19 protein-coding genes are annotated in these 26,700 nt (G+C 48.0%); 5 read left to right on the forward strand and 14 right to left on the reverse strand.

The genetic code is table 11. The features are described from left to right. Positions 1 to 509 precede the first annotated feature (509 nt). From OUY18_RS08850 to OUY18_RS08860, 3 genes are all read left to right on the forward strand, one after another. Entirely contained in the window at positions 510 to 2,366 is a 1,857-nt protein-coding gene (locus OUY18_RS08850; protein ID WP_268058415.1) for an ABC transporter ATP-binding protein, read from the forward strand. Further along, complete coding sequence (locus tag OUY18_RS08855; RefSeq protein ID WP_268058416.1) at positions 2,324 to 4,147, forward strand: ABC transporter ATP-binding protein; 1,824 nt, start codon at positions 2,324 to 2,326, stop codon at positions 4,145 to 4,147. Before OUY18_RS08850 ends, OUY18_RS08855 begins: the two co-directional genes overlap by 43 nt. Positions 4,148 to 4,350: 203 nt before the next feature. Then, positions 4,351 to 5,481: a DUF4317 domain-containing protein gene (locus OUY18_RS08860; protein WP_268058417.1), complete on the forward strand. Its 1,131-nt coding sequence runs from the start codon at positions 4,351 to 4,353 to the stop codon at positions 5,479 to 5,481. Positions 5,482 to 5,637: 156 nt separating this feature from the next. Here the strand turns inward: OUY18_RS08860 and OUY18_RS08865 are convergent, their stop codons facing one another. From OUY18_RS08865 to OUY18_RS08920, 12 genes are all read right to left on the reverse strand, one after another. Then, a complete protein-coding gene (locus OUY18_RS08865; protein WP_268058418.1) occupies positions 5,638 to 6,372 on the reverse strand; it encodes a Tim44 domain-containing protein in 735 nt (244 codons plus the stop codon). A 241-nt stretch (positions 6,373 to 6,613) separates the two neighbouring features. Then, the gene (locus OUY18_RS08870) at positions 6,614 to 9,598 is read right to left on the reverse strand and encodes a hypothetical protein (protein WP_268058419.1); all 2,985 of its coding nucleotides are present in this window, start codon (positions 9,596 to 9,598) and stop codon (positions 6,614 to 6,616) included. Positions 9,599 to 9,719: 121 nt separating this feature from the next. After that, complete coding sequence (locus OUY18_RS08875; RefSeq protein ID WP_268058420.1) at positions 9,720 to 10,712, reverse strand: hypothetical protein; 993 nt, start codon at positions 10,710 to 10,712, stop codon at positions 9,720 to 9,722. Further along, positions 10,696 to 11,196: an RNA polymerase sigma factor gene (locus tag OUY18_RS08880; protein WP_268058421.1), complete on the reverse strand. Its 501-nt coding sequence runs from the start codon at positions 11,194 to 11,196 to the stop codon at positions 10,696 to 10,698. The genes OUY18_RS08875 and OUY18_RS08880 overlap by 17 nt, the downstream gene beginning before the upstream one ends. A gap of 161 nt (positions 11,197 to 11,357) precedes the next feature. Further along, entirely contained in the window at positions 11,358 to 11,759 is a 402-nt protein-coding gene (locus OUY18_RS08885; RefSeq protein WP_268058422.1) for a hypothetical protein, read from the reverse strand. Then, positions 11,734 to 12,477, reverse strand: coding sequence for a nucleotidyltransferase domain-containing protein (locus OUY18_RS08890; RefSeq protein ID WP_268058423.1), 744 nt, complete (start codon positions 12,475 to 12,477; stop codon positions 11,734 to 11,736). The genes OUY18_RS08885 and OUY18_RS08890 overlap by 26 nt, the downstream gene beginning before the upstream one ends. After that, positions 12,474 to 13,115 (reverse strand): beta-phosphoglucomutase, encoded by a 642-nt coding sequence (pgmB, locus tag OUY18_RS08895; RefSeq protein ID WP_268058424.1) that lies wholly within the window; start codon positions 13,113 to 13,115, stop codon positions 12,474 to 12,476. Before pgmB ends, OUY18_RS08890 begins: the two co-directional genes overlap by 4 nt. A 23-nt stretch (positions 13,116 to 13,138) precedes the next feature. Then, positions 13,139 to 15,118 (reverse strand): TIM-barrel domain-containing protein, encoded by a 1,980-nt coding sequence (locus OUY18_RS08900; protein WP_268058425.1) that lies wholly within the window; start codon positions 15,116 to 15,118, stop codon positions 13,139 to 13,141. A 101-nt stretch (positions 15,119 to 15,219) separates the two neighbouring features. Continuing rightward, entirely contained in the window at positions 15,220 to 16,062 is an 843-nt protein-coding gene (locus tag OUY18_RS08905) for a carbohydrate ABC transporter permease (RefSeq protein ID WP_268058426.1), read from the reverse strand. Next, on the reverse strand, positions 16,052 to 16,972 hold the full coding sequence (locus OUY18_RS08910) for a carbohydrate ABC transporter permease (protein ID WP_268058427.1): 921 nt from the start codon (positions 16,970 to 16,972) through the stop codon (positions 16,052 to 16,054). The genes OUY18_RS08905 and OUY18_RS08910 overlap by 11 nt, the downstream gene beginning before the upstream one ends. Positions 16,973 to 17,086: 114 nt before the next feature. After that, positions 17,087 to 19,231 (reverse strand): glycosyl hydrolase family 65 protein, encoded by a 2,145-nt coding sequence (locus OUY18_RS08915; protein ID WP_268058428.1) that lies wholly within the window; start codon positions 19,229 to 19,231, stop codon positions 17,087 to 17,089. Continuing rightward, positions 19,221 to 21,023: a glycoside hydrolase family 125 protein gene (locus OUY18_RS08920; RefSeq protein WP_268058429.1), complete on the reverse strand. Its 1,803-nt coding sequence runs from the start codon at positions 21,021 to 21,023 to the stop codon at positions 19,221 to 19,223. The genes OUY18_RS08915 and OUY18_RS08920 overlap by 11 nt, the downstream gene beginning before the upstream one ends. A 190-nt stretch (positions 21,024 to 21,213) precedes the next feature. On the opposite strand from OUY18_RS08920, the gene OUY18_RS08925 reads away from it, so the two are divergent. Beyond that, a complete protein-coding gene (locus OUY18_RS08925) occupies positions 21,214 to 22,233 on the forward strand; it encodes a LacI family DNA-binding transcriptional regulator (protein ID WP_268058430.1) in 1,020 nt (339 codons plus the stop codon). A 149-nt stretch (positions 22,234 to 22,382) separates the two neighbouring features. Further along, positions 22,383 to 23,690 (forward strand): ABC transporter substrate-binding protein, encoded by a 1,308-nt coding sequence (locus tag OUY18_RS08930; RefSeq protein WP_268058431.1) that lies wholly within the window; start codon positions 22,383 to 22,385, stop codon positions 23,688 to 23,690. A 226-nt stretch (positions 23,691 to 23,916) separates the two neighbouring features. Here the strand turns inward: OUY18_RS08930 and OUY18_RS08935 are convergent, their stop codons facing one another. Both OUY18_RS08935 and OUY18_RS08940 read right to left on the reverse strand, forming a co-directional pair. After that, positions 23,917 to 24,963 carry a hypothetical protein gene (locus OUY18_RS08935; RefSeq protein WP_268058432.1) on the reverse strand — a complete coding sequence of 349 codons (1,047 nt, stop codon included), beginning with the start codon at positions 24,961 to 24,963 and terminating at the stop codon, positions 23,917 to 23,919. Positions 24,964 to 24,977: 14 nt separating this feature from the next. Further along, positions 24,978 to 26,384, reverse strand: a complete 1,407-nt coding sequence (locus tag OUY18_RS08940; protein ID WP_268058433.1) for an MBOAT family O-acyltransferase — start codon at positions 26,382 to 26,384, stop codon at positions 24,978 to 24,980. Positions 26,385 to 26,700: the final 316 nt, after the last annotated feature.

The following is a 26,700-nucleotide window of genomic DNA, read 5'->3' on the forward strand; positions in this document are numbered from 1 at the left end:
GAATCACGCGCCGATTATAAGTAGAAATTGATACCAATTTCGCTTGCTTGCGGCCGCACGCTTTATAATTACAGATTTCTTCGGAAAGAAAAATATTTAGGGCCGATGAAAAGCCTAAAAGTTCGTACGGTACTGGGAATTTCAAGCATGAAAAGATGGCTCAAACAATTTATTTTTGAGTAACAGATTCAAAAATGCTTGCTTTTTTTCCAAAGAATACTATTGACATTTGGAAAATACTAGTTTATACTAAGCGCATTGTGATTTTAAACAAGAAAGGTGGCGGGCAGAGATGAGGAATAACATGAATTTAGCAGCTGGGTTTGAGATTCAAAATAATTTCAATCAATTTCGCTCAGAAGTATTTTTGCCCGCATTCCGCAGTTTACGGATAGATTTTTGCGCCCTGCTCTAAAAACGGCGTAATCATGAAGGGTAAAAGCACCTCTGATGATCAGGGGTGCTTTTTTATTTTGCTCTGAACAAGGGAAAACATTGAAGGAGGAAATATGAAGAAAAAAGGTTTTGGAGTGATCTGGCGCTTTCTAAAGGGAAGTGTCTGGTTTTTTATTACCGCGCTGCTGTTTGCCATGCTGAATACGGCTTTCAACGCGGTCACGCCGCAGATTATCCGGATTGCGGTGGACTCCGTAATCGGCAGCCGGCCCATGGATTTGCCGGAATGGCTGGGGCGGATTTTTTTGATTCCAAAAGGCAGCCCCGCGCAAAGCCTGCCGCTGTTTGCCGCCGCCATCCTGCTGGTTGCGGTACTGTCGGGAATTTGTAACTACATAAGCCGTATGGGTGTGGCAAAAGGGTCGGAAGCCTTTGTAAAATCCCTGCGGGATCAGCTTTTCGGGCATATTCAGCGGCTGCCGTATGCCTGGCATAACCAGCACCAGACGGGGGAAATCATTCAGCGCTGTACTTCCGACGTGGACGTAATCCGCAATTTCGTCAGCAATCAGCTGCTGGAAGTGTTTCGTACCACGTTTCTGGTAATCCTGTCCATTTCGATCATGTTTTCCATGAACGTGAAGATTTCACTGATTGCGCTTACGTTCATACCGCTTGTTGCGGCCTATTCCGTAATTTTTTATTCAAAGATTGCCAAGCGGTTCCGTCTGGCGGACGAAGCCGAAGGGGTGTTGTCCTCCACGGTACAGGAAAACCTGACCGGCGTGCGGGTCGTGCGCGCATTCGGGAGGGAACGCTATGAAATTGATCGCTTTGACGAACACAACAACCGCTTTGCCAATCTGTGGATTCGGCTGGGCCGCCTGTTAAGCACCTACTGGGGAATCGGCGACCTGATTACCGGCCTGCAAATCCTCACCGTCATCTTCGTCGGCGTTCTTGAGTCCGTGAACGGCAATCTTACGCTTGGCGAATTTCTGGCGTTTGTATCCTATAATTCCACGCTCATCTGGCCTGTCCGAGGTCTGGGAAGAATTTTATCGGAGATGAGCAAGGCCGGCGTTTCCATCGACCGCGTGTCCTATATTCTGGACGCGGAAGAAGAGAAGGACGACCCGGACGCCGTTGAGCCGCCGATGAACGGGGATATCGCCTTCCACCATATCAATTACAGCTACGAAGGACAGAAGCCGGTTCTGAAGGATATCGATTTTACCATTCCTTCCGGCAGCACCTTCGCCATACTGGGCGGTACGGGAAGCGGAAAGTCCACGCTGATGCATCTGCTTGACCGGCTGTACGAACTGCCTCCGGAGTGCGGCAGCATTACCATCGGCGGGGTGGACATTGCGAAGATCAAAGCTTCCTGGCTGCGTGAAAATATCGGAATGGTTTTGCAGGAGCCGTTTCTGTTCTCCCGCACCATTGAAGAAAATATCCGCGCCACAAGACCCGGCGCTTCTTTGGAAGAAGTGCGCCACGCCGCCCGGATTGCCTGCGTTGACGACGCGGTGGACGATTTTGCCAACGGCTACGATACCATCGTCGGGGAACGCGGGGTAACGCTTTCGGGCGGACAAAAGCAGCGTGTGGCGATTGCCCGCATGCTGATGCAGAAGGCGCCCATTATGGTGTTCGACGATTCCCTTTCCGCCGTGGATTCCGAGACGGACGCGCAGATACGCGCGGCGCTGAAGGAGAACCTGGGAAAAGCGACGGTGATTCTGATTTCCCACCGCATCACAACCCTGATGCAGGCCGACCGGATTCTGGTGCTGGATGACGGCGCCATTGCGGAGTTCGGTACACACGAGGAGCTGATTCACCACGACGGCATTTATAAAAGCATTTACGATATTCAAATGAGCAGCGACGACCGGTCTCTGCTGGAAAAGGAGGAAAGCGAATGGGTTATGATGAACAGGAATACAGCAATGCCTTCGACCTGAAAATCTGGAAGAAAATTATCCCCTATTTAAAGCCTTACCGGCGCACCTTGTGGATGGTCTGTGTCTTAAATCTTCTCTGCGCCTTTTTTGATATTTCACTACCGCTGTTCCAGCGGTACGCCATCGACCATTTCATTGAGGCGCACACGACGGAGGGCCTGACTTTCTTCACGCTGGTATACGTGCTTGTCATTGTACTTCAGACCCTCAGCGTAATCGTGTTTACCCGGGGGTGCATGCGGATTGACATGAAATTCGGCCGCGACCTCAAGCGGGCGTGCTTTACGCATCTGCAATCCCTGTCGTTTTCGTATTATAACGTTACTCCGGTCGGATACATTCTGTCGCGGGTCATGAGCGACACAAACCGGATTGCCGACCTGCTGGCATGGAATCTTTTCGACATCCTGTGGGCGACCGTTTACGTGCTCGGGGTCTTTATTGCGATGCTGATGCTGAATGTAAAGCTGGCGCTGATCGTCATCCTTGTCGTACCGGCGATTTCACTGCTGACTTTTTATTTTCAGAACCGTATCCTGTACTGGAACCGCAAGGTCCGGAAAACAAATTCCCGCATTACCAGCGCGTTCAATGAAGGCATTATGGGCGCCAAAACGTCCAAGACACTGGTGATTGAGGAAAAGAATCATAAGGATTTTACGGACATTACACAGGTTATGAAAATATCCTCCATCCGTGCCGCGCGGCTTAGTGCTGTTTATATTTCGCTGGTTCTTTTAATGAGCTCGATTGCTACTGCTTTGGTGCTGGAACACGGCGGGAACATGGTTTTTCAGAATACGATGCTGCTGGGTACACTCTCCGCGTTTACCGCTTATGCGGTCGGTATTTTTGAGCCGATTCAGCATATCGCCAGCAATTTCGCGGACTTCATCGCGGTGCAGACCAATATTGAGCGTGTAACCGGCCTGCTGGACAAAGAACCGGATATCGTTGATTCGCCGGAAGTTGTTGAGAAATACGGCGACGCGTTTCATCCGAAAATGGAAAACTGGGAACCCATCAAGGGCGACATTGCGTTCTGTGATGTAAGCTTCCGCTACCCGGACGGAAACGAGGACGTTCTCAGCCATTTCAGTCTGAAAATCCCCGCGGGTACCACCGTTGCGATTGTGGGCGAAACGGGCGCGGGCAAAAGCACCCTTGTAAACCTTGCCTGCCGCTTCTTCGAGCCAACTTCGGGCAAAATTTTAATCGACGGCCGTGATTACCGCGAGCGCAGTCAGCTTTGGCTCCATAGCAACATCGGTTATGTACTGCAAAATCCGCACCTGTTTTCCGGTACGGTTATGGAAAATATCCGCTACGGGAAACTGACGGCTTCCGATGAGGAGGTAAAGCGCGCTGCGGAGGCCGTAAGCGCCGACACGGTCGTGGAAAAGCTGGAAAACGGTTACGACAGCAGCGTTGGGGAAGGCGGAGACCGCCTTTCTACCGGGGAAAAGCAGCTGATTTCCTTTGCGCGCGCCGTGCTGGCGGACCCGCGTATTTTTGTTCTGGACGAAGCGACTTCTTCGATTGATACCCAGACGGAACAGCTCATTCAGGCGGCGATTTCCCACCTGCTGAAAGACCGCACCTCCTTCCTGATCGCCCACCGCCTTTCCACCATCCGCCACGCGGATCTGATTCTGGTGGTGAAGGATGGCAAGATCGTGGAACAGGGCCGCCACGAGGAGCTTTTACAGAAAAAAGGCTACTACCACACGCTGTACAGCCGCCAATTCGCGGAGGAATCCGCGATGCGTGTGCTGAGTTAAAATTTTTAGATGTGAATAAAAGAAAAAGCGGAACGATTACCGTGCAGGTTCATCGTTCCGCTTTTTCTTTGGCTGTTTTAAAACAAATCTTTTCTATTCTTCTTTGCTTGTAAGCCTTCCGTTAGGATGACAAAAGCGTAATTTCATACTATAATAAAATACGGAATCAAAACGAAATTACATAGAGAATTGATGAGGATATTATGAACGAAAAAGAAATTTCAGAGATTCGCCGCCGCTTCCGTCCGGAGAAGAGCAATATTTCCCGGATTCGCGGCTGCTACGTGAACGAGCAGAGAGAAATTGTTTCCGAATTCAGTCAATCGCTTGCTTTAATGCCCCAGGAAGAATCCGAAGAACTTTTGGCAATTCTGAAGAAAACACTGTCCGGAACGGTCGGAAAGAACCTGATTGACATCGAATTTGCAACCCGGCAAGTTCTGGAAGGGGAGGAACATAAGTTACTGATGGCACTCAGAGATTCCTCTCTGGATGATGAGAATGCGGTGCATGAATTCTACGGACGCGTCATAGAGACGCTTAATATGGAAGGCAATTATCTGATTCTTTTGGCCTGCGACAAATATGATGTCCCTTACTACGCAAAAGACGGAGAAAAGCAGGAGGATTCGTCCGAAGTATTTTCGTATTTTCTGTGCAGTATCTGTCCTGTTAAATTGACGAAACCGGCGCTTGGCTACTATGCCTGCGAAAACATATTCCGCAATATCACGGCGGACTGGGTTGTTTCGGCGCCGGAACTGGGATTCCTGTTTCCGGCTTTTGACGACCGCAGCGCCAACATTTATAACGCCGTCTACTACTCCCGTAATCTTGCGGAGAACCACGAGGAATTTGTGGATACGGTGTTCAAAAGCGAAATTCCGATGCCTGCCGCCGTACAGAAAGAAACATTCCAATCGATTTTGGGCGACACCCTTGCCGACGATTGCAGTTACGACGTAATGCAGGCGGTTCACGGGCAATTATCCGAAATGATCGAAGAGCACAAAACAAACAAAGTGGAAGAGCCGCTGGTCATTTCCAAGAAAACGGTAAAAAGCGTTCTGGAATCCTGCGGCGTTCCGGAAGCCCGTGTGACTTCATTTGAAGAAAAGTATGACGCCGAGTTCGGGGCCGATACACAGATCAGTCCACGGAATCTTATTGATGCCAAGCAGTTTGAACTCCGCACTCCCGATGTGACAATCCGCGTGAATCCGGAGCGCAGCGACTTGATCGAAACCCGTATGATCAACGGCGCTAAATACATCTTGATCCGTGCGGACGAAGGGGTTGAGGTAAACGGCGTGAACATTCATATTTCGGAATAGCAATTACCGGCCATACATTCCTTTCCAATTTTGCCGCAGCCCTTCTTGAAACTGAGATATGCAAACACCCTCGTTTTTTATCTTAGGTGATGCCTAATTAAAAAACGAGGGTGTTTTTTACGATGCTTCAAGTGCGCCTTTATGAAAATATTCACTTTAAAGAGCATTCAAATCCAATTCATCCTTTTGCTTTATTTCATCAAAAACCCATGCGCCCTTCTCTTTTATCAGCTTCCAATATTCCACAAAGGGTTTGCTTCTCTTTGAACCGGATTTTAGGCTCATCGTTTGATCATCAATAATATAGTCGATTGCCTTTGCCTTTATATAAATCCACATGAAATCATTCCTGTCACCGTCAAAATCTTCAACGTCAACGGGTATTGCTTCCATGAGCCGAATGTTTTTAAGGATGTTTTTTTCGTGGCGGACGATCATCCATTCAGACTTTATTTGATACTGGTCATAAAGAGACCGACTTAGGCAGTTGCTCGCTAAATCTTGATTCCGTTCCATCCACGCATTTTGCACTTTGTAAAAAATAGTTTCTATTGTCTTTTTGTAATCTTTATAATTCCAGGAATGATCCATTTTTTCAAGTCGTTTCATGATACCGCGGGCTTTCGCACCTTTTACATGGATGCGTATAAAGAATACGATCGCTCCTCCTGAAGCAACGGCTCCAAATATGATGTAGTTAAAGAACCGTGAAAGTGGGGATGACGGTTGTCTATTACTTGAAAAACTGTGTGTTCCGCCTGTTCCACCGCCGCCGCCGCCGCCGCTTCCTCCTCCGCCGCCACCGGCTCTTGCCATTGCAGCATGGGCAGGCAATACGATCAGGAGAAGCAGCACCACGACCATCATGATTATTTTTTTCTTCATCAGCATTGATATCCCCCTATAGGACAGGATTTTTTTGTTTTCGTTGCACAAGAGAATCCAACAAAGCGCAAGAATAAATTTTCCGAATCTGCGATATTTTTCTATTATACTTCTATTTTTCGTCCTATGCAATGTTGCCATATTTTAAAATCCTCTTTCCGGTAAAAGGAGGCATAGGCTCAGGTTTCCCTTGAGCCTATGCCTCGAAAATAAGAGAAATTTATACGAATGCGTATGGCATGAATCTTTATCCTACCGTGGCAACAAAAATTCTTGCACCGTTCACATAAATTCCGGCTGCGGAACCTGCCGCACCGGTGGAGGTAATTTTGTAGAAATAATCGTTGCCGGATTTGGAAACCGGAGCAAGCTTAAAGTTTGGAGAACCGACCGTAACGGCTGGAACCGTGGCTGAGGTAATCTTGAAGGTGTAGGCGCCGTGCACGGTTAAATCCACCGTCGTATCGCTTGTAAAGGAAGTTCCTTTTACGGTGGCAACAAAAATTCTTGTACCGTTTACATAGATTCCGGCCGCGGAACCTGCCGCACCGGCGGAGGTAATTTTGTAGAAATAATCATTGCCGGATTTGGAAACATAGGAAAGCCGGAAACAGGGGGACCCAACGGTAACAGTCGGAGCCGCCGATGAATTAATCTTGAACATGTAAGAACCATCTACGGCTATATCCATGGTTGTATCGCTTGTGAAAGAATGCCCCTTTACCGTAGCGACAAAGATTTTATTCCCGTTCAGGTATATACCTGTTCCCGAATCGACGGGGCCGACTGCGGAAAGCCTGTAGAAGTATTCGTTGCCGTTCTTGGAAGCCAATTCTACCTTGAATACGCCGCTTGTACCGGCTACAACGGAAGGTACGGCCGATGCAGTCACTTTCATAATGTAGCTGGAACCCGCTTCAACCGAGAGGGCGGCGTTTGTGTCGGAAACGGCATCCGGAGTAGCAATGGCGGTAATCGCGCATTTGGCTGTACCGTAATCGTCCAATTCATAACCGTCCGCGTCATACAGGGTTGCGGTCAGCGTTGTTTTGTTCTCCGACGCGAAAACCGGGTCGAAACCGTTTACTTTTACGGTCGCGGAAGCGCCGGAGGAGGTGAGCTCAAAAATGTCGCTCCTGCCGTCAAGTTCCCAGGCAATGCTGGCCCCGGCGGGGATGGAGGTACCGGCCGGATAAGCGGTTGCGGTGAATGTCTCCGAATAGCCCTTGGCAATATTGGAGGAGTCTTTATTCATGACAAGGCCTGCAAAGGAAAGGGACGCAATTTTAAAAGTATCAATGGATGTGCCCGCGGTTTTTGCAAGTGTGAACCCGCAGGTGTTGAAATCGTCCGCGTCGACTGCATCGGAAGCAGCCTTAAAGACGGTGGTACCGGCCGCAAAGGCTTTGTCGGTCAGCATCAGTGTAACGCCGGAGGCGCTGTCGGCTACATAAAGGTTTCCGGCCGCGATCTTCATTGTGCCGTCCCCGTTAATCGTATCTGCCGTAACCATACCGTTAAATGTCAGAGTAGTATCGGAATCCAGGGAAATGGTGCCGACCGTAACGGGGCCGCTGACGGTTGCGCTTGTGTCTTCATACTGGGAAGAAATCGTTCCGTTTTTCGCGTTGGCGGGAGCGGGGATTTTTCCAATAAATTCTTCGCTGTCATCCCCGACATGCACCGTTGTCTCGCGGGAATCGAGGTCGATGGCATTCACGTTAAGGTCATCGCCGGATAAGGTAATGGAACCGTCCGCACTCGATTTAACGCCTGCACAGGTGATTTTGGATTCCCTGGAGGACATCAGAATATCCTGCGCGGTAATCTTGCCCGTAACAATCGGGGTATCCGAATCATTCGAAATGATGGTAACCGTGCCGTTGGCGCAGATTGTCCCGGTTATTCCTGCGTTTACGGTTACGTTGCTGTCCGAATCAAGGGCTACATCGGTAACATCGATATTTCCGACTTTTCCGCCGCTTATCAGAACCGCGTCTCCGCCCGATGTGACCGGCGCCCCGCTCATCGTGATGTCGCCGACGGTGCCGTCCGTAACTTCAACCGTGCCGCTTTTTACGTCGATCGAACCGACTCTCGCGTCACCGATTTGGAGATCGCCGACATAGCCGGAAATTTTCTTTACAGCGGTTTTTTCGTCGACATGCACGCTTGTGGTGCCCTTGGGGAATACCACTTCGCTGTCGGTTACGTTACTTGTTTTTGCATTCACGTCGCCGCTCAGCATGGTTTTTCCGTCCGTTTTTTGAATGGTAAAAACTTTGCTGTCGGGCAGCAGGGTTGCCGCATCTACTTTTTTCTCAATTTTTGTTTTCAGGGTGTAAGAATCCCCGGAACTGGTCGACGCTTTGTAAGTAGAACCGTCTGCAACCAGCTTCTTCACCGTGATGCTCACGTTCATGGTTCCGGCGTCCTGTGTGTACAGGTTCGTTTCGGAAGAGAAGGCCCTGCCTACGGTAGCAGTCGGGAATCGGGTGAATTTCGAAGCATCGTCTGCGACCGACGTATGTACGTCACTGCCCGTTATGCTGAAACTGTAGGCGGTTTTATCCGTAATACCGGAGGTCGCCGCAGTTAAGTCGGCGGCCTCAAAAGTCGCCAGTGCGGAATCCGCGCTTGGCTTGGCTTTGTAAATCCCTAAAGTCTTTTTATAGTTGGCATTCTGAGCGAAAGTTTCGAAATCGTCGAAGCCTATGCCGGAATCCTTTGTGGCATAATGGGGATCATACTCGCCGAAAACGATCTGATCTTTGTCATAAACATATACGGTAAGGTTGTTCCTTGCTTTCACCGTGTAATCATTTCCGTCGTCGTCGGTGTAGCTGCCTTCATAAAGAACAGAGATCACTTCCTTACCGGAAGCCGTGCTGCTTTTCAGCCGGAGTGTCGCCGTATCGGTGGAATTGTCCACCTTTAGCGAAACAAGGTTGTCGCCGGAAACATGGGCGATGGCGCTGATCTTCTCGTCGCTGACCCTCTTATGGCCGGTCGTTTCAAAAAGGAAATCATTGCCGCTGTTAAGCAGAAAATCCGTAAGGTTGGCGGTATTTGCCGTACCGCCGTTAACAAGATAAATTTCGTCCCGATTGGTGTCGTTGATTGCGCCGGTCATGGACTTTGTCGCCGCCGCGGCGGCGACGGATGAAAAACTGCTGATAATCAGCATAGACGCAAGTACGAGAGAAAGAACTTTTGTTTTAATCTTTTTCATTTTGCAAATCCTCCTGATTGATTGGTGTTTTTGCAAATTCAGTGATGAAAATGCGGTGATGATTTTTCCGGCGGGATGCCGCAGCCGTATCCATAATATGGTTTATTTGATTTGGAATCCCTTATCGCTTCGGATGACTTGAAGGGGAGGAGGAGGAACGGCTGCTGACTTTGCTGGAAGCGGTTTGTGAATTTTCTTTTTCCGGGGCAGCGGATGAACTGGAGACCGTATCCTTGCCGGATTCACCGGAGGAAACCGAAGAATTCCCGTTGTCTGTTTCCTGTGGATTTTTGTCAATCGCGGTTCCCGGTGAATTCGGCGTATCTTTGCCGGCCGCTTCATCGGAATCACTGTTATCCGGCAAAGCGGGGCTGTCTTTTGTATCGCCGCTGTTTGCATTCTCCGACTTTTTTAATTCGTCGATCTTTTTTATAATATCCTTTGTTTTGACATCTTTGTATTCGGTTACGGTAACGGAAGGGTCGAGCGCCTGCAGCTTTTGTATCAGGCTCAGTTTACCCGGCGTAATGTCCAGCTTTTTGGCCTCGTCCCGCTTTTCCAGGGGAATGTGATCCTTGCTGATGGTCACGGTCTTGCCTTCTGACTTTATCGCCGTTTCCACGCCCTGGGCCGCGGTGTTTTCCAGTTCGATTGCGTTCGAGGGGTTGTCGGTTTCCGAGGTCACCAGAATGACCGTTGAACCGTCCTGCGCGACAAAGCCTTTCTGCGCGGCCGATTTCACCAAAGTATGGACAGCGGTTTTGACATCCGTGTCCATGATGTTTTGCCCGTCCAGAATCGTTACGCCTGCGTTGTCATAAGCGGTCGCGGATACAATTTTTCCAAATCTGTTTACGCCCAGCTCAACGCCGGGGTTAATGTCAAGACTTAAATAGGAAGCCGGGGTTTTGTAGACGGCTGCGGCGGATATTGCACCCACAAAGATAACGGTGCAGGCGGCCAGAACGGCTCTTTGCCTCACGGAACGTCCGGGTTTGCTCTGCGCCGCCGTGGGTGTTATGCTTAAATTGGCAATGAGGTAATCCTTTGTTTTTCTTTTGAGATCTTCCTTGGCATGGATATGGTTCACAGCAGACCTAAAAATAGTTTCCATCATCAAAACCTCTCAATTTGTTCTTTAAAATTGCTTTGGCTCTTCGTAGGTGTGTGTAGATTGTATTTTGATTTCTTCCAAGAATCGTTGCAATTTCAGGAACCGAATAGTCTTCAAAATAGAAGAGATAAATTACATTTCTATATTTCTGTGGAAGTGATAACACCTCGCGCAATACACCCTCTTCAGATTTATCCTCTATTGGAATTTCTAAGTTATCGATGGAACAAGTATTTTTACGGAAAAAGCTTTTGTGGAAGTCTTTGCATTCATTTATCGTAACTCTGCAGAGCCATGCCTTTTCATGCGCATCGCTTTCAAATGGTTTTTTGTTCTGCAACAGCTTTAAAAAGACATTTTGAAAGATGTCTTCCACATCCGCTTCGCTTTTAAGATACATAAAACATATTCTTCGAACCATATCGGAATATTTGTCGAGAGCTTCTGTTACAACATCGTTGGTACCGGACGATGTTTTTTCCATTTCATTTCCTCCCCTCAATAATAGACACGATTGAGAACGGCAAATCCTTTCAAAATTCGGTAAATTTTATAAAATTTTCATTCCAGCATATAGCACTGAATAAAATCAGTTTGATGCGATTTGCTTATCTAGGACTGGTATGGGAACCAAAACAGACTGATTTATTTAAAAAAAGAGGGAGACGTGTTCAGCAACACATCTTCCCCAATTCCTATTCTTAATCCTGAGACAAGCCTGTCATAAATAAATTTAAGTGTTGCAAAAATAGCGCATATCCGAACACGCAGCCTTCCATTTTTTACGTCATCCGTAAGCGGAGCATTTGTCAATACTATCTTACCGTAAATTCCAGCCAAAGGGCAACCCCATTGTTTACCAAAAATGAGCTTACCGCCGACCTGTGAGATCGGCGGTAAGGAAAATTTTGTTTTATTGTTGCAGTCTCTCTTGTTATCACCTTGTACTGTAATCCCATTATTCAGAAAAGCAAAGTCCTTTCCATATCGGACGTAACCAGAATAACAGATGATGTAAAAATCAGTATTCGCTGAAAAGATTTTCAATCTGAGCCATCAGACCCTTCGGGTATTTTTGGCCCTTGACCCATGTAACAATTGCCCTTGCGGCCTCTACATTGTGAGAATAGCCCATCATGAAGTCCGACAGCATTTTTCCATCGGCATATTTTTCCGCACGGCGCAGGGGAGAAAAGGGGTCATTTCCGGGGAGATGCCCTTCTTCGATCATTCCGCTGAGCAGGCTTCTGACCGCCGAAATCTGGATTTCTTCAAAAGCGGCAGCAGTCTCATTTCTTTTCTGACGGAGCAGACCGACAAAAACGTGAAGCAGGGCATCACCCATCCAATCCCGCGGAGCACAGGCAGCACATTCTGAGGTTTTTCGGATACAGTCGCGTGAAAAAGAAGGGGCGCACCATAAAATCCGCCCTTCTCCGTGCGGAAAGGAGGAGGCCTGTTGTTCCGTCACGATTCCGAAGTCGCAAAGAACGCCGTCGCGGAACAGCAGCTTCACGGAACCGCCGTACTCAATTTGGAGATAGTCAATCGGATAAATTACTTCCAGCTTCGGAAGAGAGGACAAAAGTGTTTCTTTTTGCGCCGCGTCGCAAATCACCAGAAAGTCCAGGTCGGACCATTGGTCGAACCGCTCCGTTTCAGCAAGAGAACCGAAAGCCGCGACTGCTTCCACACCTTCCTGCGCTTTCCAGTATTTTACCAATTCCGCCATTCTGTCGATTGCAATTTCTTTTTTCCGTATCATCCGCACACCTCTTTCAGTTCCGAAAACGCCGCAAGGTGATATTTGGCAAGTGAAGATTTTCGCGCATCTCCCATGCCGGCGGCGTCACAGCCCGCGCGCACCGCCGCTTCAATCCCAACAAGGGCATCCTCCACAACAAGACAATTTTCCGGAGCAAGCCCCAGGCGCCGCGCGGCGCACCGGAATACTTCCGGGTCCGGTTTTGCATGACTTATTTGATTCCCATCCACAACAGCGTCAAAATAACCGTTAAGGCCGATACGTTCCAGAATAAACCCGGCGTTTTTGCTGGACGAACCGATTGCCAGCCTGCATCCGCTCTTTCGCAGGAAATCCAATGTACCCTTCACCTCCGGAGACAGGTTTTCCGGCGTCATTTGCGCTAAAGATCGGCGGTAGTTTTCGTTTTTTTCATTTGCCAACTTGTCTTTTTCCGTATCGGTATAGATCTGCCCGCTGTTGCTTAGGATAATTTCCAGGCTTTCCATCCGGCTTACTCCGCGCAGGCGGTTGTTGATCTTTTCATTGAAACAGATCCCCAACCGGTCCGCGAGGGCTTTCCATGCCAGATAATGGTATCGGTCGGTATGGCAGATAACGCCGTCCAGATCAAAAATAATTCCTTGATATTTTTCCATGTCATCCTCCGGTTTTCAGGCTGCTACGAAATGATCCGAACAGAAAAAGGGTGGATGCTGGAACCGGACTTTTTCCACTCTTTCCCTTCCCATCTTAGCGTGAAATCGTTTCCCAAATCGTCCCTGAAGTGATAAGAACCCGCTGGGCCTGCAAGGATAAAGTGCAAATTCCGGTAAGATTTCACACTGCTTCCAACGTCGCTTCCAAGCTCTTCGGAAGCATCCAGATTGAGTGCGATTCCATACCCGGAGCGCAGGTAGACCGGGAGGCGTAAGCCGCAGTCCGTGTCAATTTCCCGGCCGCCCTCCTGCTTTTCGCCGGTAAATAAATCGTACCAGTCGCCCTGCGGCAGATAGGTGGAACGGCCCCGTGCGTTTTCTTCAAGCAGGGGCGCGACAAGAATACCGTCTCCCAGCAAAAACTGACTGTCGATATTGCGGACTCTTTCATCCCTGAAAAAGTCGTAAATCAACGGACGGAGCATGGGGCGGCTGTTCTGCACACAGTCGATGGCCGTGCTGAATAAGTAGGGCAGCAGGTTCATGCGCAAGTTGTGCCAGAACCGCATTTCGTCGATAAATTCCGGCTTTTGATATACAGTCGCCAGATTCCAGGGGCTGCGCTCGTTGTTCCCTTCCGCAGAGGCCATCAGTTCGCGGAACTGCCCGCCGTCCGGTTCGGAATGCCACTGCATAACCGGACAGAAGCATGCAAGCTGTGTTGCGCGGCGGTAAAGGTCCAGCGTGGGCAGGGGCCCCGCGAAGCCCGCAATATCGAATCCCCAGAACGGAATCCCCGTCATTGCCGCAGAAAGCCCCGCGCGCAGGGCGCTTTTTAATTCACTGTTTTCGCTCTGCTGGTCACCGGCCCAGTGAATCGGTGTGGCATGCTGGCCGGAATATCCTGCGCGGCTGAACAGTACGCGGTTTTCCCCGATGAATTCCGTGTAGGCTTCCAGGTAGCTTTGCGAATACCGGTTCTTCATTTTTGCACCGTCGGAACCATCCTGAAACCGCAGTTGATTGCTATAGATAAATTCGCCGCCGTCCGTTTTGAAACCGTCAACGCCGATGTCCAGCAGATATTGACGTTTTTCGAACCAGAGACGTTTTGTTTCCGGATTTGTAAAATCCGGTATCATGGAACCGGAAAACCAGTGCCCTTCGGGGATTTGATAGGGCGTACCCCGGTCTGTCTGTACACAGAGCTTTTCCTCTGCGGCAAAGGCCCTGTCTGCCTCATTTTGCGCGTTAACAGCTTCGTTTGCCTCCTGCTTTTTATACACGGGTACCTGCCACAGCACAAGGTGCAGGCCGCTGCTGTGAAGCTTTTCGATCATCGCCCCGGGATTCGGCCATTGGCTTTCGGAAAAGTCAAAGTCGGAATAGCGCAGCGCTTTATTGCCTTTGCACGGCATGTATTTGGCGCCGTTAAAAATATAAAAGGTGGCTTCGTCGCTCCACGCTTCCAGCACCAAAACGGTGGCGGGGAAGCGGAATTTACGGAGCAATTCCACTTGCAGCTCTGTTTTTTCCTGGGTGTCCCAGTGATTGGCGGAAATCCAGGGGCCAAACGCCCATTTGGGCGGGAGCTTGGCGGAGCCGAAGACAGACATATATTCGGAAATAATGCTTTCCGGATTCCCCTCAAAAAGAATGACGGCGGAGCCTGAAGGCATTGAAATACGGATTTCTTTACCAAATTCAAACATAGTTTCATAGTCCGTCTCCACATAGAGGCCAAACCCTGTGTCCGTCATAAAAAACGGAGCGGTACAGTACGTTTTGCTGCCCTGATGGCAAAACTTTTCTTCCACACAATTTACGACCTTGTGTTCCTTCTGATTGAAAAAATCGAATTTTTCCCCCATCCCGTAGGCGCCGCGGTAAGGAAGAGCAATTGTCAGAGCGGATTCTTCCTCGTGCCAGCGCAGCCGCGCAATTCCGCCGGGAAATGAAAAATTCAGCGTGTTTTCCTGTGCTGTAAATTTGATTCGTTTCATGTTCGTATCTCCGGGTCAGCCTTTCACGCCGCCGACGGTTAATCCTTCCTTAAAGTNTCCTGTGCTGTAAATTTGATTCGTTTCATGTTCGTATCTCCGGGTCAGCCTTTCACGCCGCCGACGGTTAATCCTTCCTTAAAGTATTTTTGCGCGCAGATATAAACGATAAGAATCGGAATGATGGACAAGAGGCTGCCTGCCATCATCAGGTTGTACTGGTTGCTGTACTGGCCCTGCATGGAGTTGAGGATGAGCGGAAGCGTGTAATTTGCACGGTCGGTAAGCAGAACCAACGGCAGCAGATAGTCGTTCCACAAATCCATGAACGACAAAATTGCCAGCGTTGCCAGCGTACCCGGACACAGCGGAAGAATGATCTGGAAGAAAATCCGCCACATTCCCGCGCCGTCAATGGTAGCCGCTTCGATAAACGCATCGTTGATCGTCTGCATTTTCTGGTACAGCATAAAAATGGCAAACGCATTGAACATCTGCAAAAACAGAAAGGCATTCAGGTTGTTCAGAAGATTCAGCTTGCCCATGATGATAAAGAGCGGAATAAAAGTGGTTTGCGGAGGAATCATTAACGCGGTAATGAAAACGGAAAAAAGAACCTTACTTCCGCGGAATTTGATTTTTGCAAGGGCAAAAGCCGCCATGGCCGCGCACAGGATACGCAGTACAGTGCAGAAAACGGAGATGTAAAAGCTGTTTGCAACGGAGGACCAGAAGTTTTCAATCGAGAAAAGCTTTCGGTATGCATCCAGAGAAGGCTGTTTCGGAATCCACTCTACCGGGAGCAGCATGACGGCCCCGTTGGTCTTTATCGAGGTAACAACCATCCAGAAAAAGGGAACGCAAATTAAAAAAGCAAGGAATAACGCAAAAATATAATAAAGAACCCTGGAAAATATTTTTTTTGCCTTCATGAAATCAGTTATCATAATTCACCCACCTTTTCTGCAGCTTGATCTGAACAAAGGTCAGGACCATAATAATCAGAAACAGTATCCAGCTTAGCGCGGAAGCGGTTCCCATTTTGTAGTAAGTGAAACCGTATTTATAAATTCGTTCCACCATGACCATCGTGGAACCGCCCGGTCCGCCGTCCGGCGTCATAATCATAACCTGAGGGAAAATCTGGAACGAGTTAATCATGCCGATGATCAGAACAAAGAAGAGCGTCGGCGTTAAAAGCGGAAGCGTAATTTTGAAAAAGCGCTTCACCTTTCCCGCCCCGTCAATTTCCGCCGCTTCGTAATAATCATGATTGATTCCCTGCAGCCCGGAAAGCAGCATCAGGCCGAAATAGCCCATATCCTTCCAAATGGAGGCAAGCACAATGGCCGGCATTGCCCATTGCGGGCTTTGCAGCCATTGCGGGCCCTGAATGCCTACTGCGGACAGGATTGCGTTAACGATTCCGTACTGAGGGTTCAGCGCCCACCGCCAGATCAAAGAACCTGCAACCCATGATGTGATAACCGGTATATAATAAACCACGCGAAAAAAGCCGACCCCCCGCGCCTTGCTGTTCAAAATGCCGGCGATGCAGAGCGATATGACGATCATCAGGGGAATATAGAGAATAACAAACTTTAAGGTGTTTGTAAGAACCTGGTAAAATTCCGTGCTGGTGAATATTTCTTTGTAATTGTCAACGCCTATGAAATAATCTTTCATAAAGCCCTGAAAATCACTTGTAAGCGTAAGCTGGCTCAGCCCGTCCCAATTCGTCAGGCTGATCAGCAGAGTGGCAATGATCGGAATCGCACTGAATACCAGAAAGCCGATAAGACTTGGCAGTAAAAACGGCAGTGCCACAAAGAAACCGGACGTACGCGAATGCTTCATTTCAAATCCTCCTTCTACCGATATTGACTGCGTGATCTTCATCACAAAAATACCGGCCTTTCGGCTGTGAGAGCAGCCATGGCTGAAAATACAGAAATACGGTTCTTTTCATGGTCAGCCAATCTGAACCGATGAGCCGCTTCCCGACACAGTGGCTTCGTAGCGTTTCCCCCGAAAGAAAAAGCGAAACCGTATTTTCTGAAAGCTTGGGGGCAGATGGGGCGACAGCTTCGGCGCGCCGTTTTCAAAGGACAACCCGGCAAATCCGAAAACGGCCGTCTGCCAGCATTCCCCAAGGCATGCGGCATGAAGTCCTTCTTCGCCCGTGTTTTCCATAATGTTGCGCAAATCCAGAAAAAGTGCCTTTTGAAAATAGTCCCAGGCGGCGTCCGTAATGCCGTTTTGCGCCGCAAACAGGGCGTGCGTGGCAAAACTCAGAGTGGAATCATGCAGGCACAGCGGTTCAAAATCATTCCAGGCCGCCTTTTTTTCCTCCGGTGTGAATGCTTCCGGCAGCCGTGTCATGAGCAGAATCACATCCGCCTGCTTGATGACCCGGTACCGCTGCAGCCGGTCGAAACAGACCTTATGGTAACTGGCCGCGTCGCCTGTTTTCAGCTCTGAGGGGTTTACGGGTTCCAGCAAGTCAAAGGTGTCGTCCTGCTTCCAGTGCCCGGAAACCGGGTCCTTCGGCAGTTTGATTGAAGATTCCAGTTCAGCCCACCGGGCGGTTTCCCCTTCTGTAATGCCGAGCTGCCGGTAAACGGACGGATTGTTCGTGCGCAGGTACGCCGCCGCTTCCACGGCAAGCTTCAAATTTTCTTTTACCAGCCGATTGGTGTAAAGATTGTTGCTGGTAATGCCGCAGTATTCGTCCGGCCCTTTACAGAACAGCAGGTTTACCTTACCGGTTTCGGGGTCCGGTGTGTAGCGGCTCTGCCAGAACCGCGCGGTCTCGATATAGACTTCCGCCGCGTGATTCCGGTAAAAATCCATGTCCCCCGTAGCGTCAATGTATTGGTTGAGCGCGTACACGACATCAGCGGTTACATGAAGCTCGGAAGCGCCGATGTCCCAGCTTTCGCACTGCTCACTGCCGTCGTAGGAGGCCATCCAGGGGTATCGCGCGCCCGCGCTGTTCATTTTCTGCGCGTATAATTTTGCCTGCGGAAGCGTATCCGTCCGGTACTGCATCAGATTTTTCGCCGCTTCCGGATTGGTATAAAGATAAAACGGCATCAAAAACAGATCGGTATCCCAAAAATAACATCCTTTGTACCGCGTATGGGTCAGACCCCTTGCGCCGATATTTACGGAAGGATCCTTTTCCGAATTGTTGGCGATCATTTCGAAAATCAAGTAGCGCAGGGCCGCGTCCGCCTGCCCGTCACCTTCGATTTCGATATTGGCCGATTCCCAGTGCTCTGCCCACGCCGCTTCGCTCTGCGATAGAAGGGCGGAAAAGTTCCATTCGGAACCCGGGCTTTGAATGCGCGGGTCTTTATCCCGGCTGGTGGACAGAAACGCACACTGTTCTATTACAACCGTATCGCCCGCCGATACAGCCGCGCTGTAGACAAGCCCCGTACCCTCGTCGTCATCGAAAGTGCCTTGATAGCGCAGCCCCTGTGTGTGATAGGTAACTTCTTCTGAAATCTCAAGGTTGGTTCCCTTCGTCAGCAGCCTTAAAGAAAAGCCGTTTTCTGAAAACGTTTTCCGCACAATGGAAGTGAGCTGCGCTGTCTGTGTGTTTTCCTTCGTCTGGTCATCCGCAACCGGAAGATTGCAGCAGGCGGTATGAACACCAGCGGAAATTTCCAGATTCATATCCGTATTGGGCTTAAAGGCAATCCGGTCGACAAGCAGGCCTGTGTTTGAAAGCGAAAAAAAGCGTTCCTCACAAACTTCCAGCGATTTTCCGCCCAGGTTCAGCAGGTATTCTCCGGTGAACAGGCCAGTGTGCAGATCAAGGGTGCGATGCACACAGGCCGGGGCGGCGGTCCGTCCGTCCGCCTTCAGTTTTCTATATAAAGGTGTCGGCAGATTGATAAAATCCGTAATCCCCGGTTTAATCTCCCCAAATATCCCCGCGACAAACAGCCCGGTCTTATAGGGCGGAACATTGGGCGAGAGGGAAAGAAATCCGCGGGAACCCATCCGCCCGTTTCCAATAAAAAATACGCTTTCGAGAAAATCGTCCGTCCCGTTTTCGCTGTCCGCTTCTATTTTCCATTTTGATAGTTTTACATCATTCCTCATAAGCTCGGTCCAGCTCCTCCTTGGTTTCTTTCATTGCATGGCACAAAAAGCCTGCGCACGTTGCAAAAGCCGCGCCCGTGGTGCATTCACCGGTGTTTTCGTCCACACTTTCGCATGCGATAAGGTGATCCATCTGAACATCGTGTAAGAATTTTGCACTGCTCGCCGTTCTCCCGCAAAGGAGGCTGTTTGCAACGCTCAAAATCCATGGATGCGGCGCGTGCGGACAGCCGATTTCCGCAAATCTGCTGGAAGCGAAACTATACCGATATCCGGGCGAGCGGATCATTTGAACCGTATTGCGGTATACGTCTTCATCCGGCCGGCAGAAGCCGAGGTATGGAAGAATCTGGAGGCTGCCCGGCGGCTCGTCGTAAATATCATATTGGCCGTTCAGGTCAACGGACCACGCATAAAAAGGCTTTCCGTCTTTTTCCTTCACACAGTGCCGCTCAATGGCAGACCGGATATTCAGCGCGGTCTGTTCCAATTCGTGATAAGCGGGGTATAAGTGTGCAAGGGCAAGCAGGGCTTTCCACACAAGAACATTGTCGTATGTAATATATGGATATACATGTTCGTCATCCGTAGGCTGAAGAAAGGTGTCGTACAGTGCAACGGTCGGATGCCGATGTTTTTCCAGCTGATGCAGAATGCGTTTGATTCCCGTCTTCACGCTTGCTTCTTCCAGAATGCTGTCGTCGCCCGTTGCGTCGGTGTAGCGTTCGAGTGCAAGAACCGGAGCCATCAGCTCATCCAGCTCAAACCCGGGTTCCAGCACGGTGCCGTCAATAAAACGGGAATGAATTCCGAAATTTTTCCCCTGACGGCCAAAAACATAAGTCAGCATTTCGCGTGCCAGATCATGGTCGGCGTCCAGAACCGCGGGGAAACTCCATAACAGGCTGTCGCGGTCCCAATACGCCGCGCTTACATAGTACCGGGGACTGCGGCTGGTGACAAGCACCAGTTCTTCCGTATCCAGCGTAATGCCGGTTGAAAAGAAGATACAGAAAAACAAATTGGTGTTATACAGCCGGGTAAGATTTTTATCCTTAAATTCCAGCGACCGTTCGGAAAGCCAATTTAACGTTCGATTGAATTCGAAATCATATCCCTGCCGCAGCATTTCCTTTGCACTGGTCGCGGCGGCAACTTCCTCAAATCCAATCCCCCAATACACGACCAGCTCGCAGCTTTGACCCGGCGCGAGTGTTTCTTCCCTTGTCAGGCAATAGTCAACGCCTTTTTCATGCTGCGTGAAAGTGACTTCGCAGTCTTTATCCGTCATTGGCGCAAAAGCGAACAACGGCGCGCCGCAGCGCAGATCGAACACGATGCCGTTATTCCACGCGCTCCGGTAACAGTGTTTTTCGCCGTCAAGCATTTTATCCTCGTTCACACAATGCCAGCTTGTTGCCCAGCGCCCGCGCAGACCGTATGAAATCTGCACGGGTTCCGGGGTGGAGTTGGTTGCTTCAAGCCGTACCAAAAAGCCGCGCTCTTCGACGGGCGCAAGAATGACGCCGTTCAGTGAAATTCCCTGCGAGCTGAAAGAAAAGCGGGGAATCCAGTTTCCCAACCGGTTCCACACGGGAGCTTCCCGCAATACCTGCGTGTCGCCGATCTTTATAAAGGGGAGAATCAGCGGGACATCTTCATCCCCACGAACATCGATTAAACCTTTATATCCCATATGCAGGAAGGTCAGATCATGGATTCCGGCTGTCTGTTCCTTGATTTGCGGCAGTGAAACCATCTGATTTCCGGTGGGTATCCATGCTGCATTCATAAATAAGTCTCCTTTTTAGTTAAACGGTTAACTTAATACAAGTTAAATATAGCTATAAAAATATCTAATGTCAATAGTTATTCGTAATATTATAAAATTTTTTGTGTAAAACTCTTGACATTATAGAAAATAATCGTTATTGTTAATACATAAATAATTTAAACGGTTAAATAAAAAAGCGAGATATATTATGAAAAACAGAATTACAATTAAACAGGTAGCGCAAAAAGCCGGCGTATCGCCCGCGACAGTTTCCTATGTGCTCAATAATAAGAAAACTATTTCGGCAGAAACAAAACAGCGCGTGTGGGATGCGATTTCAGCGCTTGATTATGTGCCCGACCTGTCGGCGCGCAGCTTAACTGCCGGGAATTCAAAGCTGATCGGCGTTCTGGTCCCCCAGACGGAAGAGGGGAACCGGCTGATGTTTGAAAATAATTTTTACAGCGAAATTCTGGGGAGCATTGAGCTCAGCGCCCGACTGCGGGGTTACCATGTCCTGATTTCGGCGGCGGATTCCAACGAAAAATACCTGACCCTTGTAAAAGAACGCAATCTGGACGGCATCATCGCCATTGGTGTCTACCCGGACAGTTTTTATCAGGAAATGAAAAAATCGCAAAAACCGATTGTTCTGGTGGACAGTTACTGTAACGATCATTACTACCACAGCATCCGAATTGACGATGCATACGGCAGTTACCTCGCCACCAAATATATGATTGATCACGGGCACCGCGAAATCGCGTTTTTCTGCGGGGAAATCAAAGACAACGGCGTTATGAAGCAGCGTCTGCAAGGGTACCGGGAAGCGATGGAGGAACAGGGACTCAGCTTCAGCATGAAGAATGTGTTTGAAGGAAAAATCGACTACGAAAACGGAATCAAGCTGGCGAACACCTTGTGTGATTCCAAATCAAAGGCGACGGCTGTGGTGGCTTCGGCAGATATTCTGGCAATCACCGCCATCAAAGCCTTTTATGAACGCGGCCTCCGTGTTCCCGAGGACTTTTCTGTCATCGGCTTTGATGATCTGCAGATTTCAAAATATCTTACCCCGGGTCTTACTACGGTGCACCAGGACATTTCCCGTAAAGGGGAACGTGCAATGGAACTGCTCTTTCAGAGTATTGAGGATCCAAATCTGACCAAAAGGGAGGAAATCATGGCGGTAAATATTGTTGAACGCGGTTCGGTTAAATCCTTATGAAAAGGCAGGTGAAATAAAAAGGGTTACACCGCCGGCAAAGCATGTGTAACCCTTTTGAAAGCAGGCAGCACTCAACCGCCCCTTTATTTACTTATTGTAAATGATACGGGCAAATAAAGCAATACAAATTGGAACGGGAGGAATTCTTAATGAAAAGGTATTTATCTACCATAAGCCTTGCATTGGCGACGATGCTTACCGTCAGTGCATGTTCCACGGCGCCCGCATCGAGCAAAGCGAATCCGGCTTCAGCCGCATCCGGCGCAGCATCGCAGCCGGTAACGATCACATTCGATCAGTTTTCCAACTCCGGTGATAATGAACAGTACTTGAAAAAAATGATTGACGCTTACAAAGTGAAAAATCCGAATGTTACAATCAAGCTGCAATCCTATGGGTATCAGGACTACTTTACCCAACTGACCACCAAAGTGGCCGGCGGAAAAGCGGCGGATGTGTTTGAACTGAATTATGAAAATTTCGTTTCCTACGCAAAAAAGGGCGCCCTTATGCCGCTTGACGATATCATCAAGTCCGAAAACATCGATACCTCATCGTACAACCCGACAGCACTGAAGGCATTCAACGCCGACGGAAAGCAATACGGTGTTCCGGACAGCTTTTCTACGGTTCTCCTCTTTTACAACAAAGATTTGTTCGATAAGGCAAAGGTTTCTTACCCGACCGACGACTGGAAATGGGAAGACGCCATGAACGCAGCGCAAAAGATTCGTGCACTCGGAAAAGATATTTACGGTTATTACCATCCGTGTACCTTCAACGAATTCTATAAAGTTGCAAAGCAAAACGGCGGCAGCCTGATCAGCGCCGACGGCAAATCGTTCACCATGGATACACCCGAAAATGTACAGGCATTGCAGTACATGGTGGATATGCAGAACAAAACCAACGTTATGCCGACTGCGGCACAGGTGGAAAGAACGGCCAACGCCGACTGGGATCTTTTTAAATCCGGGCGCTTGGGCATGATCGTTACCGGCTGCTGGGCTTTCCCGGATTTCACCAAGAACTGCGGCTTTAACTGGGACGTTGCCGTAGAGCCCGGCCATTCCGTGAAAGCAACACATTTCTTCTCCAACGGCTACGTGGTCAACAAGGACAGTAAGGCTGCAAATGAAGCGGTGAAATTCATCAATTTTATCTCTTCCAATAAGGAAGCGACCCAGATTCGTCTGGATGCCGGACTGGAATTACCGCCTGTCACTGACAGCTCGATTATTTCACAGTATACATCGAAAACACCGCCCGCAAACCGTAAGGCTGTTTTCAAAAGCCTGGATTTCCTTGTGACTCCTCCGGTTATTTCACAATATCAGCAGTTGCAGGATATTGTAGGGAAACATCTGGATGCCGCGGTAGCCGGTACGGTAACGCCTTCACAGGCGCTGAAAGATATGCAGGCCGAATGCCAGCAAACGATCAGCCTGTCAAAATAATCTGAAGTTTTTCCATACTGACAAAGAATCATCCTATTTTAACTCTTTCAAGCAAGTAAATTCATAATTTTTACGGCATACAAGCAATTTTAAGGCTAGGGCAAGAAAAACAAAAACCGCATCAAACAGTTCATAAATGGCTGTTTGATGCGGTTTTTCGTGGTTCCGCCAGATCGATCGTATGGTGGATTTTGGCCGTTTTATATTTCGACTAAAATTCTATCAATCAGCAAAAATCTTTCCCGAAATCATCCTTTGTAATGGAAGCTGCCTGTGAATATTGATAGTCTTCGTCCCAATTGGCATAGGCGCTGTTATCGCGATAATCTGTCAAATTATAATTTTGTTTCAGATATTTTCCAAGATAGGAACTGATTTTATATGCACCCCAAAGATTCAGGTGACCGGCGTTGTTCATATCATTGGCAAAGTCAATTCCGATTTCCTCTGCTTTATCGTAAAGGTCAAGGAACGGTATTTTATTGCTCTCTGCAAAATCAGCCACGGTGTTAAACAAAGCTTCGCAATCGTCAACCCAGCCGTCCTGCTGATTCGGTTCGCTGTAATCACAGGGCATATTCACAAGAACCAACTTAAAGTTTTCTTCCTTGGAAAGCGCAATGATCTTATTCAGATATTCCAGAGATTTTGCGGGTATTTCCGTGCGATTTTCCGTGTCCTCCCATTTCGAAATGGATTTCCCGTATTTTTCCGTACCGGCTACAAATCCTTTGTTATAATAAACAGAAGAATAATCAAATCCAAAATCTTTTGCCTCAAGCGATGACCACCGAAAGTGATATTTCAAAACAGGAAAAAGATACAGGAACCGATCCTCCGGCGGAGTGCAGTTCCAAATAGCGTTAAGCTTATTCGATGAGAATTTCATATTGTCAAGTGCGTTGCTTACAAGCCCTCTTTCACCGTATTGATTGGTCATTCCAAGATAAAAAACATCTAAAACAACAACCGGATTTTTATGCTTTTTTAAAACATCCTTCAGCAAATAATACGTTGCGTCAATTGGCTGACCCCCGGTGGCATAATTAAAACTGGTAATTCCGTACTGATTCCAAATCACATTGGGATCCACACCGCCGTTCATATGGCTGGAGCCCATCAATACGACGTCATATTGATCATCAGACAGATAAAGCCCCTCCTTCAATTTCCCCATATGCTGCGTTTTATAAACAAAAATCGGACTGATCAGACCTAAAATAGTAAAAAGCAGAAGTACAAAAATAAAGCCCTTTGTAATTAATTTTTTCACAATTCGCAACCTCGTTAAAACTGAAAATAAATGAAACTCTGTGCACTGTATTCCGAGCCGTATGTACCAAATATGATAAGGATTAATACCGCGGCTAAATAGACGGTCCATCGAACCATGGTATTGCTGCCAATCAAAACATTTCTCAAATCAAGATGCGTTGTCAGAATATCCACTAGAATAACAATGAAAATCCCCAGAATTGCTGCAATAAATTCCGGCTGTGTTAATCCCAGATTAAAGATGGAGCCATCCCATAGGGAAGATCGATCAAATTGAAACATATTTCCGATCATCAGAAACGCATTTTCCATAGTGTCCGCGCGGAAAAACACCCAGGCAAAGCTGACAAGCACAAATGTGGCGGCAGTTTGCAGCATTGTGTATCCGCGGCTGCTATTCTGAAATCCCAGTCTATCCTGAACTTCTCTTTTTACAGGCTTCAGCAAAAGACCAACGATCTGATAAAATCCGTGAAGTATCCCCCAAAATAAAAAAGTCAAAGATGCTCCATGCCACAAACCGCAGACAGTGAATACAATTAAAAGATTTAGATAGTGCCGCAATTTGGAACATCTGCTGCCGCCAAGCGGAAAATAGAGATAATCACGGAACCAGGTACCCAGAGAAATATGCCAGCGGCGCCAGAATTCTTGGATGGATTTCGAAAAATACGGCTGTTGAAAGTTTGCAGACAGATGAAAGCCCAGTGTTTCCGCAACACCGAGAGAAATATTGGAATATCCGGCAAAATCGCAGTAAATCTGAAACGTATAGAAAAGGACAGCAAGAATGGAATCCAAACCATGATATTGTGCCGGATTGTTAAAGACCGTGTTTACCAGAACTCCCAACCGGTCCGCCACAACCATCTTTTCAAAATAACCCCACAGCATCAAAAGAATTCCTCTTCTTACCCTGTCATAATCAAACGAATGCACTTCATCAATTTTTTTAAGAAAATCCTTCGACTTCTGAATGGGCCCGGATATTAAAGTTGGAAAAAAGGACACAAAAAGTGCGTATTTCCCCAAATGGTACTCCGGCTCAACATCTCCCCTGTAAACATCCAGCGTATAGCTCAGAGATTGAAAGGTATAGAAAGAAATTCCGATCGGCAAAATGAAACGATATTCACCCGCAATGGCATTGATTCCGGCAAAGGACAATAGATCGGAAAAGAATTTCAAATATTTAAAGGTAATTAAAACTCCGATATTGATTACCAAACTCAGGGCAGCAATCGCTTTCTTGCGCGTTTTGCTGCCGCTTCCATGGTTGACTTTTCCGATGAGCACGCCGCTAAAATAGGTTACTAAAATAGAAGCTAATAAAAAAACGACATATACCGGGCTGGAACACATATAAAAGAAGAAACTGATTACCAGAAGCCAAATCCATCGGTATTGGGGAGAAATCAAATAATATACAACCACTGTTACAAAAAGCAAAATAAGAAAGCTAAACGAAACAAAGGACAATATTGAGTCTCCCCAATCATTTATATTTTTATATGTTATGTATATTAAAACATATAAATTTAAAGGTTTTATTAATACCATGAAACTATTTTGTATTATGTCTTTCATAGTTTTCATGTTTTCATTGGAAAATCATTCTTAGGATAACACGAAGAGAGAATTCTATAAATGGGAGACAATCATAATAGATTCAGTAATGATAATGTTTGGAATAATAATCGGGGTCAGCAATCATGATTTAAAAAGCGGAGAAGGT

This window comes from Caproiciproducens galactitolivorans, from assembly GCF_026672255.1.
Lineage (GTDB): Bacteria > Bacillota > Clostridia > Oscillospirales > Acutalibacteraceae > Caproiciproducens > Caproiciproducens galactitolivorans_A.